We start from the raw sequence: 14,374 nt of genomic DNA, 5'->3' as shown, positions 1-14,374 counted from the left end.
TCCTGAGTGATTCTGGCGTCTGGATGTCACGAAAGATCAGGCGAGCTCGTGTGGCCGGCATCTTCCGGAAGAGGGCGATATGAGACGAGACCTGGACGGCGGTCCGCCGGAGTCCGGGGTGCCCGGCGACCTGATCATCTCGGTGGCGCTCAATCCGGCCCTCGACATCACCTACACCGTGTCTGACCTGGTGCCTGACACGTCCCACCGGGTGACGGACGTGGTCTCCCGCGCAGGCGGCAAGGGCCTGAACGTCGCCCGGGTGCTGCGGCAGTTGGGCGCCGAGACGATGGTCCTCGGCCTGGCCGGCGGCGCCGCCGGGGAGCAGATCGAGGCCGAGCTGGCCACGGCCGGCGTACCGGCGTGGTTCACCCGCCTCGACGCGGAGACCCGCCGGACGGTCACCGTCCTCGGGCGGGGCACGGCGACAGTCCTCAACGAACCGGGCCCGCGCGTCACCGGCGCCCAGTGGGAGTCGTTCCGGGACGTGTTCGCCGAGCGGGTCCGGGCGGCACGGGTGGTGGTGCTGTCCGGCAGCCGGCCACCGGGTGTCCCCGAGACCGCGTACCGCGATCTCGTCACCATCGCCCGGACCGCCGGGGCCGGGACCATCGTGGACACCGACGGCGCCGCGCTCCGCCACGCGCTGGCCGCCGCGCCGACACTCGTGAAACCAAACGTCCACGAGGCGGCGGAGCTGCTCGGCCGCCCGGTGCGCACCCGCGACGACGCCGTGCAGGTGGCGCACCGGCTCGTCCGGCTCGGCGCCGACGCCAGCGTCGTGTCCCGAGGCGCGGACGGATTCGTGGCGGTCAACGGCGGAAGGGCCTACCACGCCCGCGCGCCCGAACGGGTGGTCGGCAACCCGACCGGCGCCGGCGACGCCCTCGCGGCCGTGCTCGCGTACGGGCTCCTCACCCGTGCGCCCTGGCGGGACGTCCTCGCCCGAGGCGCGGCCGTCTCGGCGGCCGCCGTCGCCTGCCCGTGGGCGGGCGAGTACGACGACGCGGTCGCTTCCCGGCTGCTGCCCGGAACCGCCGTCGACGACCTGGAAGAGCACCGCACCGACAGAGAGCAGGAACCGTGTCGCACGTCGCCTCCGAGATAACCTCCCAGCCCGAGACGTGGCGTCGCGCCGTGGATCTGGCCGCCCGGCCGGGCGTGGCACGGGCCCTGCCGCAGCCGGGCGAACGGGTCGCCGTCGTGGGCTGCGGCACGTCGTACTTCATGGCGCAGAGCTTCGCGGCGCTGCGGGAGTCGGCGGGCCAGGGGGAGACCGACGCCTTCGCCGCGTCGGAGTTCCCCACCGGGCGACGGTACGACCGCGTCGTCGCCATCACCCGTTCCGGCACCACCACCGAGGTGATCCGACTCCTCGAGCAGTTGCCGCCCGGCAGTCGCTCGACGGTGCTCACGACCGACGCCGACCGGCCGGTGACCCGGCTCGTGAGCGACTGCGTCGTCCTCGACTTCGCCGACGAGCGGTCCGTGGTGCAGACCCGCTTCGCCACGACCGCGCTCGCCCTCTGGCGTGCCGGCCTGGGTACGGACCTGACCGGGGCGATCGACCAGGCGCGGGCCCAGCTCGGTACGCGGCTCGACCCGGCCGTGGTCGGGCGGGACCAGTTCACCTTCCTCGGCACCGGCTGGACGGTGGGCGTGGCGCACGAGGCGGCCCTCAAGCTGCGGGAGGCGGCACAGATGTGGGCCGAGTCGTACCCGGCGATGGAGTTCCGGCACGGTCCGATCAGCGTGGTGGACCACCGGTCCGTGGTCTGGATCTTCGGGCCGGTGGTGCCGGGGCTCCTCGGCGACCTGGCCGCCACCGGGGCGATCGTGGTGCACGAGGACATCGACGCCATGGCGCACCTGACGACCGCGCAGCGGCTCGCGGTCGAGCTCGCGGTGCGTCGCGGTCTGCACCCGGACCAGCCCCGGCTGCTCACCCGATCCGTCGTCCTCACCGCGCCGGTCGCCTGAGGACCACTGATGACCCTCGTTCCCACCGCCGACCTGGTGGCGGCGGCCCAGGCCGCCGGCACCGGCGTGCTCGCGTTCAACGTGATCACGATCGAGTACGCCCAGGCGATCGCCGCCGCGGCGGAGCGTGCCGGACGTCCCGCGATCCTGCAGATCAGCCAGAACGCCGCGCGCTACCACTCCGGCGTGTCGGCGATCGCCGCCGCGACGGCCGAGGTCGCCTGGCGGTCCAGCGCCACCCTGTCGCTGCACCTGGACCACGTCGACGACATCACCCTGCTGGAGCAGGCGCCCGACGCGGGCTTCAGCTCCGTGATGGTCGACGCGTCCGCGCTGCCGTACGCCGCGAACGTGGCGACCACCCGCAAGGCGACCGAGTGGGCGCACGACCAGCGGCTGTGGGTGGAGGCGGAACTCGGCTACGTCGGCGGTAAACCGGACGCCCCGGCGAGCGCCCACACCGCCGGGGTCCGCACCGACCCGGCCGAGGCCGCCCGCTACGTCGCCGAGACCGGCGTCGACGCGCTCGCCGTCGCGGTGGGCAGCTCCCACGCGATGGCCGACCGGACCGCCTCGCTGGATCTCGACCTGGTGGCCGCGATCCGCGACGCCGTACCGGTACCGCTGGTCCTGCACGGCTCCTCCGGGGTGCCGCTGGAGCAGATCCGTGCCGCCGTCGCCCAGGGCATGGTGAAGATCAATGTGGGTACGGCCCTCAACGTGGCGTTCACCGACGCGGTCCGTGGCGCCCTGCCCCACTCCCGCGACCCGCGCGGCTACCTCGCGGCTGGCCGGGACGCGGTGACCGAGGGTGTCGAGCGCCTGCTCACGCTCCTGCCCGGGGCGCCGTAGACGCCACGCGGGCTGCCCTAGCCGGGGAAGGCCGGCGAGGGCTCGGCCAGGTTGAGCCGCAGGGCGGCCGCGACGGCGCCCAGGGCGCCACCCTCGTCACCGAACTGGGCGGGCACGACGTCCAGGCGGCGGGTGTGCCGGGGCATCGCCAGCTCGGCGATCGCCGCGCGGACCGGCCCGAGCACCACGTCGCCGGCGTGGGCCAGGGTGCCGCCGATGGCCACCTTGCCCGGATCCAACTGCACCACCATGCCCGACAGGACGCGACCGAGCAGCGTCGCGCCGTGCCGCACCACGTCCTGGACGGTCGGCTCGCCGGCACGTGCCCGGGCCACCAGGTCGGCCGGATCCGCGACTGTCACACCACGGCGGGCGCACTGCTCGATGAGCGCCGACGGGCGGATCAGCAGTTCCAGGCAGCCACGACCACCGCACGGACACGGATCCCCGTCGGGATCGACACTGACGTGGCCGATCTCGCCGGCCGCGCCGTTCGCACCGCGGGCGAGTCGGCCGTCGACGATCAGCCCGCCACCGACGCCGTCACTCCACCGGACGTAGATGGCGTCCCGCACGTCACGGGTCGCACCCCAGGTGCCTTCGGCGAGCGCGGCCAGCCGCGAGTTGTTGTCGGTGACGACGGCGACGCCGTACCGGTCCTGGATGCGCGTGCTGACCTGCTTCGCGGCCACCGACGGGCCGCCGCCCGCCGGACCGCCCCGGCCGGCCACCAGGCCGGGCAGGCCGAGGCCGATCGCCTCCAACGCGCGCAGGTCGATGTCGTGCTCCTGCACGAGGTCGTCGATCAGTTTGATCGCGGCGTTGGCGCGCCGTGCCGGCCCTGCCGCCAGCGTGACGGGACGGCTGCCCCGGGCCAGGATGTCGTGCCCCAGGGTGGCGACGATGACGGTGATCGTCACCCGGCCGAGGTCGATGCCGACGATACGGCCGGCGGACGGGTTGAGGCTGACGGTGGTGGACGGCCGTCCCCGGCCCCGCTGGCCGGACAGCGACGGTTCCCGCTCGACGACCACACCGCGGGCGATGAGGTCGCCGATGATGTCGAACAGGGTGGTGCGTGACAGCCCGGTCAGCCGGATGAGGTCGGCCCGACTGAGCGGGCCGGCGCTGCGGAGCTGAGCCAGCAGGGCCTCCGTGTGCGCCAGCCGCACACGTTGCATGGCATCCGGGCGTTCGATCACGGCACCATCATGACCGACGCCTGCCCCCGTGTGTCGTCGCGGCAACGTACGGCGCGGTGGCCGGCGCCGCCACCCGGCGAGGTGGCGGCGCCGGTTGGCGGTCAGGTGGCGCGGACGGTGACGCTCAGCGACGCCTGGACCGGGGCCAGTCCGGCCGAGCGCACGGACAACGTCCCGGTGTACGTCCCCGCCGCGCCGAACGTGCGGCGGGACACGACCGTGAACGCGCTGTTGACCTGCATCGCCGGGATGCTCGCCTCGCGCGTCGCGGTCGGCGTCAACGACTCCACCCGCCCGTCACTCCAGGTGACCGTGGCGGCCAGATCGGTGCTGCGGGACCCGGGCGCGGTGACCGTCCAGGTGGCGCCGGCAGGTGCGCCGACGGCGACGGCGGTGGACCGGCCGATCGCCTGCTGGCGCCACGCCACGTCGGCGGTGGGGAAGAAGTTGACACCCGCGACTGTCAACCGCCCCCCGGCCACGGACAGGCGCGTGGTGAAGTCGGCGTAGCCGCGCTGCGCCTGCGGCGTCCACCCCACCTCGGCGGTGGCGATGAGGCGCGGGAAGCTGTAGTACTGCGCCTGGCCGACGCGGCGGATGAACTCGCCCCACAGGGCCGACTCGACACCGAGCACGCTGGTCTCGGCGATGTTCGGGATGAAGGTGCCCGGGTCCCAGTTGTAGTGCCGGTCCAGCCCGCACGGTCCACCGCACGCCCAGGTGCCGCCGAGCGGCTGGCGGGAATCCTGCTTCTGCGGCACGTACGTGTGGGCGGCGGGGGAGAGGACGACCCGGGCGCCCCGGCCGGTCACCGCGTTGGCCACCGCCGTGCGGTCGCCGTTCCAGAACTGCACGACGGAGTTGTTCCGGGGCAGCGCGGTGCCGGCGTACTCGTTCCAGCCGACAACTGTCTTGCCGAGCGACGCGACTGTCGCGGTGAAGGCGTCGACCATCGTGGTGTAGTTCGCGTGGCTGGTCACGTGCGCCTCGTCGCCGCCGATGTGCAGGTAGGGCCCGGGGGTCATGGCGGCGATCTGGGCCAGCACCTGCGTGACGAACTCGTACGTCGTCGGGCTGGCGGAGTCGAGCGTCGAGTAGCCGACGTTGCCGGTGCCGTTCGCCGGTGCGGTCTGCTGGCCGGGTGCCGGCTTGGGCTGGGCGCCCGCCGTGTTCAGCTGGGGGATGGCGTGCAGCGCCGCGTTGGTGTGCCCCGGCATGTCGATCTCCGGGACGACCGTCATGCCGTTCAGGCCGGCGTAGCGCACGATCTCGGCGTAGTCGGCCCGGGTGTAGAAGCCGGTGACACCCAGTTCGGTGCCCATCAGTTGACCGCTGTCGTTGTAGGTCATGGCGGTGCGTCCGCTGACCGAGGTGAGCCGACCGTAGTCGATGCCCGCCGGGTTGCTCGCCGGGTTGTCGATGGCGATGCGCCAGCCCTGGTCGTCGGTCAGGTGCAGGTGCAGACGGTTGATCTTGTATTGCGCCGCGCTGTCGATGTACGCCTTGATCTCGTTCATCGGGTAGAAGCTGCGGGCGACGTCGAGCATCATCGCGCGGTGGGCGAAGCGCGGGTAGTCGGTGATGGTCACCGCCGGCACCGTCCACGCGGCGCCCACGACGGTGTCGGACTCCACCCACTGGGGGAGGAGTTGGCGCAGCGTCTGCACCCCGTTGAGGGCGCCGTTCGCCGTGTCGGCGCTGATCCGGACCGTGCCGCTCGTGACGACGAGCCGGTACCCCTCGGCGGCGTGCCCGACCGGGCCCTTGCCGGCCCCCACCTCCACGACGATGGGCGCGGGCGCGGTGCTCTGGGTGACCACCGGCAGGGCGTACCCGGTGGCGGGGCGCAGCAGCCCGGCGAGGTAGGTGGCGGGCGCGGTCGCCTGCGACCCGACCGCGACGACGGGCGTGTTCGGGTTCAGGGTGTACGGCGTGCCGCCGTTCTCCGCGAGCGACACCGGTTTGGGCAGCAGGCCCAGTGACGGGGCGGGCGCGGGCGCGGTGCCGTCCCAGATCTCGAACTCGGAGATCGAGTAGCCGTAACCCGCCCACCGTTGGTGGCCCTGCATCCGGACGTAGGACACCGGCTGGGACGAGTTGACGGCGATGACGTCGGTGCGGGGGCAGGTGTCGCGCTGGAGGCGGGTGACTGTGGTCCAGACCGCGCCGTCGGTCGAGGTCTGGAGGCTGAAGTCACGGGCGCACGCGTTGGGCCAGGTCAGTGTCACGTGGTCGACCCGTGCGGCGGACGCCAGCCGTACCTGGACCCAGTTGTCGTCCTGGTACTTCGACGACCAGCGGGTGGTGCGGTCGCCGTCGGTGACGTGCGCGGCGACGAAGTCGGCGCGGTCGAGTTCGACGCTCGACGCGGTGGCGGTGCCGGCGCGGGCCAGGTTCGCCGGCGCGGCCAGGGCCGGAGTGCCGGAGGTCAGCGGCGCGAGGAGCGACGCGGTGAGCACCACCGCGAGCTTCGCCGCGATCAGGCGGCGTCTGGATCCGGTGGTGTGGCGGGAGCGCGGAATCGACATGGGACTCCTCCGTCCGTCGCCCGGCTGGCCGGGGGACTGGTTCCTCGGGTAGCCGCAGTCTGCTCAAGCCGCTCAATTTAGTCAATGGCCCGGACAAAAGAGGCCCACGCCGTTCCGGGCGTTGTCACGGGGCGCGGGCGGCCCTAGGCTGCCGACCGGACATCTGACATCTTATGAACCAGCGCAGCGCTCCCAGCTCGGGCTTTTTAGTCCGAAGGGTTGACATGATTCGCCGCGTCCCCAAAGATTCGCTTACCTTCAGCGCCGCCGACCGGAAAGGGGCCCCATGTCCGAGCTGGGCTACGGAGCACCACCGTGGCGATAGACGTTCAACCGTCCCCGCCCCGGGGGCCGCAGACCACCCCTGCCGCGTCGCCACCCCGCCGCGCCGTACCGCTGCTGGTGTGGAACGTGCTCGCCGTCGCGCTGGGCATCGGCATCTGGACCGTGCTGGCACGGATCGGGGTCTCGGGCCTTCCCGGCCCGCAGGAGGTCGCCGTCCGCGCCGGTGAGCTGATCATGGACGGCACCCTGCTCGACGACAGCCTCGCCAGCCTGCGTCGGGTGCTCATCGGCTTCGCGCTCGGCAGCGCCCTGGCGATCCCGGTCGGCTTCCTCATGGGCTGGTACGGGACGGCGCGCGGGCTGATCGAGCCCTACGTGCAGTTCTTCCGCACGATCCCGCCGCTCGCCGTCATCCCGCTGGCCATCCTGCTCATGGGCATCGGAGAGACCCCGAAGATCTTCGTCATCTTCCTCGCCGCGTTCCTGTCCTGCGTCGTGTCGACGTTCCAGGGCGTGGTGAACGTCGACAAGACCATGATCAACGCTGCCCGGGTGCTCGGCGCCAACGACGCGGTGGTGTTCCGCCGGGTGGTCGTCCCCGCGTCCACCCCGTTCATCCTGGTCGGCATGCGCGTCGGCCTCGGCGCGGCCTGGGCGACGCTTGTCGCCGCCGAGTTGATCGCCGCGCAGGAAGGCCTCGGCTACCGGATGCAGCAGGCGCAGATCTACTACGACCTGCCGAGCATCTTCGTCGGCCTGATCACCATCGGTGTGCTCGGCCTGGTCATGGATCGGCTCCTGCTCGCCGCCGAGAAGCGCCTCACCGGATGGCAGGAACGCCGATGACCGAGAAGATCTCCTTCCGCTCCACCACCCGCACGTTCGAGGTGGGCGGCAAGCCGTTCCACGCGTTGAGCGAGGTCGACCTGGACATCGCCGACCGCGAGTTCGTCACGGTGGTCGGCCCGTCCGGCTGCGGCAAGTCGACCCTGCTGAACATCGCCGCCGGCCTGGTCGAACCCACGAGCGGTGAAGTGCTCGTCGACTCCCGACCGGTGCGGGGGCCTGGCCCGGAACGCGGCGTCATCTTCCAGCAGTACGCGCTGTTCCCCTGGCTGACGGTGCGCGACAACGTCGAGTTCGGTCTCCGGATCGCCAAGGTCGGGCGGGCCGAACGGCGACGACGGGCGCAGCACTTCATCGACCTCGTGGGCCTCACCGATTTCGCCGACGCGCTGCCCCGGATGCTGTCCGGTGGCATGCGGCAGCGGTGCGCCATCGCCCGCGCGTACGCCGTCGACCCCGGCGTCCTGCTCATGGACGAGCCCTTCGGCGCCCTCGACGCCCTCACCCGGGTGCAGATGCAGGATCAGCTGCTGGCCACCTGGGGCACCGAGCGACGCACCGTCATGTTCATCACCCACGACGTCGACGAGGCCGTCTACCTCGCCAACCGGGTCGTCGTCATGGCCGCCAGGCCGGGCCGCGTGCACGAGGTCATCGACGTCGACCTGCCCTACCCGCGTACCGAAGCGGTCCGCCTCTCCCCGGAGTTCTCCCGGATCCGAAACCGGGTCTGGCGCGCCGTCTACCACCAGACCCCCCAGGAAGGTGCATCCCGATGAGCCCTCTCTCCCGTCGTGCCATGCTGACCGGCCTCGTCGGCCTCGGCACCACCGCCGCCCTCGCCGCCTGCGGCGACGACGACACGTCCGGAACCGGCGGCTCCGCCACCGAAGCGGTGAAGCTCGGCTACATCGCCGACTTCACAGGCGCGAGCCTCATGGCCATCGCTGAGGACAAGAAGCTGTGGGCCCAGCACGGGCTCAAGCCGGACCTCAAGGTCTTCACCAACGGTCCCCTACAGGTGCAGGCGCTCGGCGCGGGCGATCTGGACTTCGGCTACCTGGGCCCGGGCGCGATGTGGCTGCCGGCCTCAGGCAAGGCCCGGGTCATCGCCATCAACTCGCTCGGCTTCGCCGACCGGGTCATCGCCCAGCCCGGCATCACCTCCATCGCCGCGCTCAAGGGCAAGAAGGTCGGCGTACCGGAGGGCACCTCCGGCGACATGATCGTGCGGCTGGCCCTGCGCCGCGCCGGGCTCTCCATCGACGACGTCGAGAAGGTCACGATGGACCCCAGCACCGTGGTCACCGCGTTCGGGTCCGGCCAGATCGACGCCGCGGGCATCTGGTACCCGCTCATCGGCACCATCAAGAAGCGGGTCCCGAACCTCGCCGAGCTGGCCAAGAACGACGACTTCTACCCGGACATCAGCTTCCCGTCCGCCTACGTCGGGCGCACCGACGTGGTGACGGGCAAGCCGGAGCTGGTGAAGAAGGTGCTCGCGGTGCTGCGTGCCGCCAACGACGAGCGGGTGGCGAACGTGGACCGCGCCGTCGAGGTGACCGCGAAGTTCCTCAAGTCCGCGCCGGTCGAGCAACTGCGCGCCGAGGCCACGAACGCCCGGTTCCTGCCCTCGGCGGAACTCGCCGCCAAGTCCACCGACGGCACCGTCGCGGGCTGGCTCACCGGCCTCAACGGCCTGTTCAAGGACCTGGGCAAGCTGCCGGAGGCGGTCGACCCGAGCACCTACTACGACGCCGCCGCGTACGCGTCCTGAACCCGGTGAGAAAGGACCAACCCGTGCGGCCCAACATCGTCTTCATCATGGCCGACGACCACGCCGCGCACGCGGTGGGCGCCTACGGAAGCAAGATCAACGAGACGCCGCACATCGACCGCATCGCGGCCGGCGGTGCCCTGCTGGAGAACTGCTTCTGCACCAACTCGCTCTGCGCGCCCAGCCGGGCCACCATCCTCACCGGCACCTACAACCACGTCAACGGCGTGCAGACACTGTCGACCGAGTTCGACAACCGGCAGCTCGTCTTTCCCGAGCTGCTACGCCGGGCCGGGTACCAGACCGCGCTGGTCGGCAAGTGGCACCTCGGGCACGGCCCGGAGCACGACCCCAGAGGTTTCGACTACTGGGAGGTCGTGCCCGGTCAGGGCCGCTACCGCGACCCGGTGTTCATCGGCATGGACGGCACCGAGCAGGTCCGCCCCGGCTACTGCACCAACATCATCACCGACCTGGCCGTCGACTGGCTCGACCAGCGCGACCCGCAGCGGCCCTTCTGCCTGCTCGTGCACCACAAGGCCCCGCACCGCAACTGGGAACCCGACGACAAACACCGCGACATGTACGTCGACGACGTGGCCGTGCCGGGCTCGTTCGACGACGACCACTCCGGGCACGCCGCTGCCGCCCGTGCCGCCCGGATGCGGGTGGACCGCGACCTGACCGCCAACGACATCAAGGAGATGCTGCCACCGCACCTGGACCCGGACGAGGCCGCGCTCTGGACCTACCAGCGGTACATCAAGGACTACCTGCGCTGCGTCGCCAGCGTCGACGACAACGTCGGCCGCCTGCTCGACTATCTCGACGAGCACGGTCTGACCGACGACACCATCGTCGTCTACACGTCCGACCAGGGCTTCTTCCTCGGCGACCACGGCTGGTACGACAAGCGGTTCATGTACGAGGAGTCGCTGCGGATGCCGTTCCTCATCCGCTACCCGGCGGAGATCCCGGCCGGCTCCACCACCGGCGCCCTCGCCATGAACGTCGACTTCGCCCAGACGTTCCTCGACTACACGGGCGTGCCGGCCGATCCCCGCATGCAGGGGCGCTCACTGCGACCGCTGCTGCGCGGCGAGGACGTCGACGACTGGCGGCAGTCGGTGTACTACCGCTACTGGGAACACGACGACGACGAGCACCACGTGTGGGCGCACTACGGCGTCCGCACCCACGACCACAAGCTGGTCTACTACTACGCCGACGGGCTGGGTCTGCCCGGCACCTCCGCGACGGCACAGGAGCCGGAGTGGGAGATGTTCGACCTGCGGGCCGACCCGTGGGAGATGCGCAGCGTCTACGACGACCCGGCGTACGCGGGGATCCGGGCGACGCTCACCGACGAGCTCGCCCGCGTCCAGCGGGAGTGTGGTGACACCCCGTGGCAGCCCCCGGCACCGGTCGCCGGGTGACGGACCAGTCGGTCACCCGGAGCGAGCCGACGGGACGGGCCGACCGCCGCTGGCCACGTCGGGTCTACGGGGTGGGCACCGAGCCGGACCCGAGGTTCACCCTCGCCAACGAGCGCACGTTCCTCGCGTGGCTGCGGACCGCGCTGGGTCTCATGGTGGCCGCCGCGGCGGTGAAGGCCTTCGGCACGGAGGGCTCGCAGTGGGCGGCTGTCGTGCTCGCGGTGCTCGCCGTCGGGGTGGCCGCCGAGGCGTTTCCACGGTGGAGCCGCAACGAACGGGCGCTGCGGCTCCAGTTGCCGCTGCCGTCCACCCCCGTCGTTGCCGTGTCGGCGGTGGCGGTGGTCGTGGCCGGCGTGACCATCGCCGTCGTGGTGCTGATCTGATGTCGTGGTGCTGATGTGAGGGAGCCGCCGGGTCTCGCCGACCGGGGGGCGCAGGCCGAACGCACCCTGTTGGCGTGGCTGCGCACGGCGCTGGCGACGGCCGCCGTGCTGGTCGCCGTCGGCCGGGAACTGCTGCCGACCCGTCCGTTCGCGGCGGGGATCGTGCTGGCCTGCGCACCGCTCGCCGTCGCGGTGGCCGCGTTGGCTCGACGCCGGTACCGCGCCGTCCGGCCGCCCACCGGGGCCGGACGCCCCGGCGGGGCCGTACCGCTGGCTGCCGTCGGCGCGCTGGTGATGGTCGGCGGTGTGGCAATCGTCGTGCACGTCCTCGCCCGCTGAGGGCGACAGGTGCCGCCGTCCCGGGGCGACGATAGGGGACGCCCCGGGACGGTGACGTCCGGTCAGTCCGCCGACCCGTACAGGTTGATCTCGGCGGCGGAGGCGTACCCGGCGCCGTTCGCGGCGCGGGTGGTGCGCAGGCGGACGTACCGGGCGGTGGTGGGCGTGAAACCTGCCGTCTTCAGGGTGCTGCCGGCGTCGAAGGTGCCGGCGGCGATCTGGGTCCAGGTGGTGCCGTCGGTGCTGGTCTGGATCTGGTAGTCGGCGATCGTGCCGTTGGTGCCGCCGTCCTGACGGGGCAGGTAGTCGAGTCTGTCGACGCGGAAGCTGCCGCCGAGGTCGATGGTGAGCTGGTGCGGCATGGGGGCGACACCGCCGGCGTAGCGGGTGTGCCAGATGGTGGCCGGGTTGCCGTCGATGGCGTTGGCGGCGGCGCCGTTCTCGCCGACGGTCTCGACGCTGTCCGCCGTCGCGGTCCAACCGGTGCGGGGCAGCTGCGGGCTGTTGCCGCCGCCGATCGGCTCGTCGGTCGGCGTGGCCTGGAAGACGGCGACCTCGAACGGCGCGAGCGTGACGCTCACCGGTGCGGCCGGACCCGACACGAAGCCGGAGCGTCGCCCGTCGCGCTCGGCGAACCGGTACCGCTGGTGGGTTCCACCGGGCAGCTCGAAGACCGTCTGCGGGTTGACCCTGAAGCTCTGCGCGGACGCCGACGGGTTCCGCAGCATCAGCATCCCCCGTGACGCGCCGGCCGAGGAGTTCCAGGCGGCCGTGCCGTAGACCGCGCCGGCCGCCGGGTCACCGCCGACCCAGTGCACGTCGGTGAGCAGTCCCTGGTTGGCGCGCGCCCACCTGGCGTTGGCCGCCACGGTGTCCCAGAACCAGGCCGCGCCCGGCCGGCTCGCGTCGACGAGCGTGTTGCGGACGTACAGCTCCTGAAGGCTCAGCCCGAGCGCGAAGTAGGCGCGGATGTCCTGCGAGACCTCGGCCTGGACGCTCGGCTTGGTCAGGTCGTAGTCGGCGGTGAACTGCGGTGTGCGGTCGGAGAAGATGACCCCGTGGTTCATCAGGCTCGGGATCGGAAACAGCGGGTTCTGCGCGGCCACGTTGCGGAACGTCTCCGAGTCGCGGTAGTTGACGTAGCGCTGCTGCGCGCTGCCCGCACCGGTCAGTGCCGCGTCGTGCCCGTCGCGCCAGATCGAGTCGGTGTACCAGAGCCAGTACGGCGACCCCCAGGTGCCGACCGTCGCGTTGACGAACACGTCCCTCTGGTGCGCCCGCAGCTCGGCCGTCAGCCCGAGCAGGGCCTCGTAGTCGGCGATGTAGGTGGCGTTCGGGCCGGACTGGTAGAGCCCGCCACCGATGCCGTCGAGCTTGAAGCCGCGTACCCCCTGGTTGTCCATCATGTCGAAGGCGACCGACCGGAACCGGTCGTGGTAGCGGGCGCCGCCGAGTGCGAACTGGCCGCCGCTGTGGGTCTCCAACCGCTGGTCGGCGGGTTTGCTCGCGTTGACGGCCTGGCGGGTGGCGGCGCTGGTGCCGTACCCGCCGAACGGTGACATCCACACCGACATCGACGCGCCGTACCGCGCGGCGGCGGCCTTCTGCGGTGCGAAGCCGGTGGGGAACTGGGTCGGGTCGAACGACCACACGTGCAGATTCGTCTCGTCGACCCGGGGTGAACGCAGATAGTCCCAGCCGTCGTCGACCCAGAAGCTGTCGATGGTGGCACCACGGTCGCGCAGTTGGGTGCCGAACAGGTTGATGGCCCGGGTCAGCTCGGCGCCGTTGATGACCTCGCCGGGTGGCTTGAGGTCCAGCCAGCTCTGGTAGTGCAGGAACGTCCGCCGGTCGTGGGCCCGTTCGCGTTGCAGGTAGTACTGGAACGAGCGGCGTAGCTGCCCGGCCGGGGAGACGCCGGTCGAGGCGGTGTAGACCCACGACGCGCCGGCGGTGAGGTCACCGGCGCGGGGCACCGTGATGTCGACGGCGGACCCGTTCACCGTGGCTTTCGCCATCGGGTTCTCGATGCCGACGAACACCGTCTCGCCGCCGGCCGCGCCGTGCACCACCGGACTGCCGTCGTCGCTGCCGAGGACCCGTGCGTTGGTCAGGCCGAGTTCCACCAGGCGCAGGGAGTTCACGTCGAACGTCCCGGCCACCGAACGCACAGTGAAGCTGTGCTGCACCGAGTTGGCCCCGCCGCGCAGCCGAACCTGCCACTGCACGTCGAGCGTCCGGCTGCCGCCGCCGTACCGGAAGGTGGTGGTGACCGCCTTGCCGGCGAAGCGTTCCGCGAGCCGTGCCGACGCGGCGTTCGCCGGCAGGTCGCTGACCACGGGACCGGCGGAGACGCTCGTGTTCGCCGTCGTGATGGTGCTGCCGTCGGCGAGGGTGAGGGTGAACAGGCCACGGAGGCTCATCGGCACCGTGGTGTTCGCCGCCCGGTTGTCGAACCGGGTCAGCGACACCGTGCTGCCGAGCACGCTCCACGTGCTCGACAGCACGGCGTTGGCCACTGTGAAGCTGCCGCCGGACAGCGACGCCGTCGCCGCACCCGGTTGGACGCCGGGAAAGACCAGCCCGGCGGCCTCGGTGTAGGTCGGATCGGCCGGGACCGCCGCGCCGGCCGGGGCCGGCTGGCCCCCGACCGTGGCGACGGCCCCGGCGACCAGACCCAGAACGGTGGTGCGCACGACGAGCCGCCGTAGCCGTGCTGTCGACGAGGATGGCAGGGGCGTGGCGT

Annotated in this window: 12 protein-coding genes; 9 read left to right on the top strand and 3 right to left on the bottom strand. The window is 71.9% G+C overall.

What is annotated here, in order from left to right; genetic code table 11:
• Positions 1-79 precede the first annotated feature (79 nt).
• Genes ABZS77_RS11250 through ABZS77_RS11240 form a run of 3 tightly spaced genes read left to right on the top strand, consistent with a single transcriptional unit; the run spans position 80 to position 2,832 of the window.
• Complete coding sequence (locus tag ABZS77_RS11250) at positions 80-1,108, top strand: 1-phosphofructokinase family hexose kinase (RefSeq protein WP_354820830.1); 1,029 nt, start codon at positions 80-82, stop codon at positions 1,106-1,108.
• Positions 1,084-1,980 carry an SIS domain-containing protein gene (locus ABZS77_RS11245; protein ID WP_354820827.1) on the top strand — a complete coding sequence of 299 codons (897 nt, stop codon included), beginning with the start codon at positions 1,084-1,086 and terminating at the stop codon, positions 1,978-1,980. Before ABZS77_RS11250 ends, ABZS77_RS11245 begins: the two co-directional genes overlap by 25 nt.
• Before the next feature lie 9 nt (positions 1,981-1,989).
• Entirely contained in the window at positions 1,990-2,832 is an 843-nt protein-coding gene (locus tag ABZS77_RS11240; protein WP_354820824.1) for a ketose-bisphosphate aldolase, read from the top strand.
• A gap of 17 nt (positions 2,833-2,849) precedes the next feature.
• Here the strand turns inward: ABZS77_RS11240 and ABZS77_RS11235 are convergent, their stop codons facing one another.
• Both ABZS77_RS11235 and ABZS77_RS11230 read right to left on the bottom strand, forming a co-directional pair.
• Entirely contained in the window at positions 2,850-4,034 is a 1,185-nt protein-coding gene (locus tag ABZS77_RS11235) for an ROK family transcriptional regulator (RefSeq protein WP_354820821.1), read from the bottom strand.
• Positions 4,035-4,135: 101 nt separating this feature from the next.
• Complete coding sequence (locus ABZS77_RS11230; protein ID WP_354820818.1) at positions 4,136-6,562, bottom strand: family 20 glycosylhydrolase; 2,427 nt, start codon at positions 6,560-6,562, stop codon at positions 4,136-4,138.
• Positions 6,563-6,877: 315 nt separating this feature from the next.
• Here ABZS77_RS11230 and ABZS77_RS11225 point away from each other — a divergent pair, with 315 nt between their 5' ends.
• From ABZS77_RS11225 to ABZS77_RS11200, 6 genes are read left to right on the top strand one after another with little or no spacing between them, the layout of a single operon-like run.
• A complete protein-coding gene (locus ABZS77_RS11225; protein ID WP_354820815.1) occupies positions 6,878-7,693 on the top strand; it encodes an ABC transporter permease in 816 nt (271 codons plus the stop codon).
• Complete coding sequence (locus tag ABZS77_RS11220) at positions 7,690-8,472, top strand: ABC transporter ATP-binding protein (protein ID WP_354820812.1); 783 nt, start codon at positions 7,690-7,692, stop codon at positions 8,470-8,472. The genes ABZS77_RS11225 and ABZS77_RS11220 overlap by 4 nt, the downstream gene beginning before the upstream one ends.
• On the top strand, positions 8,469-9,470 hold the full coding sequence (locus ABZS77_RS11215) for an aliphatic sulfonate ABC transporter substrate-binding protein (RefSeq protein WP_354820809.1): 1,002 nt from the start codon (positions 8,469-8,471) through the stop codon (positions 9,468-9,470). Before ABZS77_RS11220 ends, ABZS77_RS11215 begins: the two co-directional genes overlap by 4 nt.
• 23 nt (positions 9,471-9,493) lie before the next feature.
• Complete coding sequence (locus ABZS77_RS11210; protein ID WP_354820806.1) at positions 9,494-10,906, top strand: sulfatase; 1,413 nt, start codon at positions 9,494-9,496, stop codon at positions 10,904-10,906.
• Entirely contained in the window at positions 10,876-11,289 is a 414-nt protein-coding gene (locus ABZS77_RS11205) for a DUF202 domain-containing protein (protein ID WP_354820803.1), read from the top strand. The genes ABZS77_RS11210 and ABZS77_RS11205 overlap by 31 nt, the downstream gene beginning before the upstream one ends.
• A gap of 15 nt (positions 11,290-11,304) precedes the next feature.
• Positions 11,305-11,628, top strand: a complete 324-nt coding sequence (locus ABZS77_RS11200) for a DUF202 domain-containing protein (protein WP_354820800.1) — start codon at positions 11,305-11,307, stop codon at positions 11,626-11,628.
• 62 nt (positions 11,629-11,690) lie between these two features.
• Here ABZS77_RS11200 and ABZS77_RS11195 read toward each other — a convergent pair whose 3' ends face one another.
• Positions 11,691-14,324, bottom strand: a complete 2,634-nt coding sequence (locus ABZS77_RS11195; protein ID WP_354820797.1) for a discoidin domain-containing protein — start codon at positions 14,322-14,324, stop codon at positions 11,691-11,693.
• Positions 14,325-14,374 lie beyond the last annotated feature (50 nt).

The organism is Micromonospora sp. NPDC005298, from assembly GCF_040607375.1.
GTDB lineage: Bacteria > Actinomycetota > Actinomycetes > Mycobacteriales > Micromonosporaceae > Micromonospora.
This window is presented reverse-complemented; position numbering and strand designations above follow the sequence as displayed.

Bases quoted from the DNA above. Each gene is read 5' to 3' on its own strand.
- ABZS77_RS11240 (WP_354820824.1), top strand. From the start codon at position 1,990: ATGACCCTCGTTCCCACCGCCGACCTGGTGGCGGCGGCCCAGGCCGCC.
- ABZS77_RS11215 (WP_354820809.1), top strand. From the start codon at position 8,469: ATGAGCCCTCTCTCCCGTCGTGCCATGCTGACCGGCCTCGTCGGCCTC.
- ABZS77_RS11250 (WP_354820830.1), top strand. From the start codon at position 80: ATGAGACGAGACCTGGACGGCGGTCCGCCGGAGTCCGGGGTGCCCGGC.
- ABZS77_RS11230 (WP_354820818.1), bottom strand. From the start codon at position 6,562: ATGTCGATTCCGCGCTCCCGCCACACCACCGGATCCAGACGCCGCCTG.
- ABZS77_RS11220 (WP_354820812.1), top strand. From the start codon at position 7,690: ATGACCGAGAAGATCTCCTTCCGCTCCACCACCCGCACGTTCGAGGTG.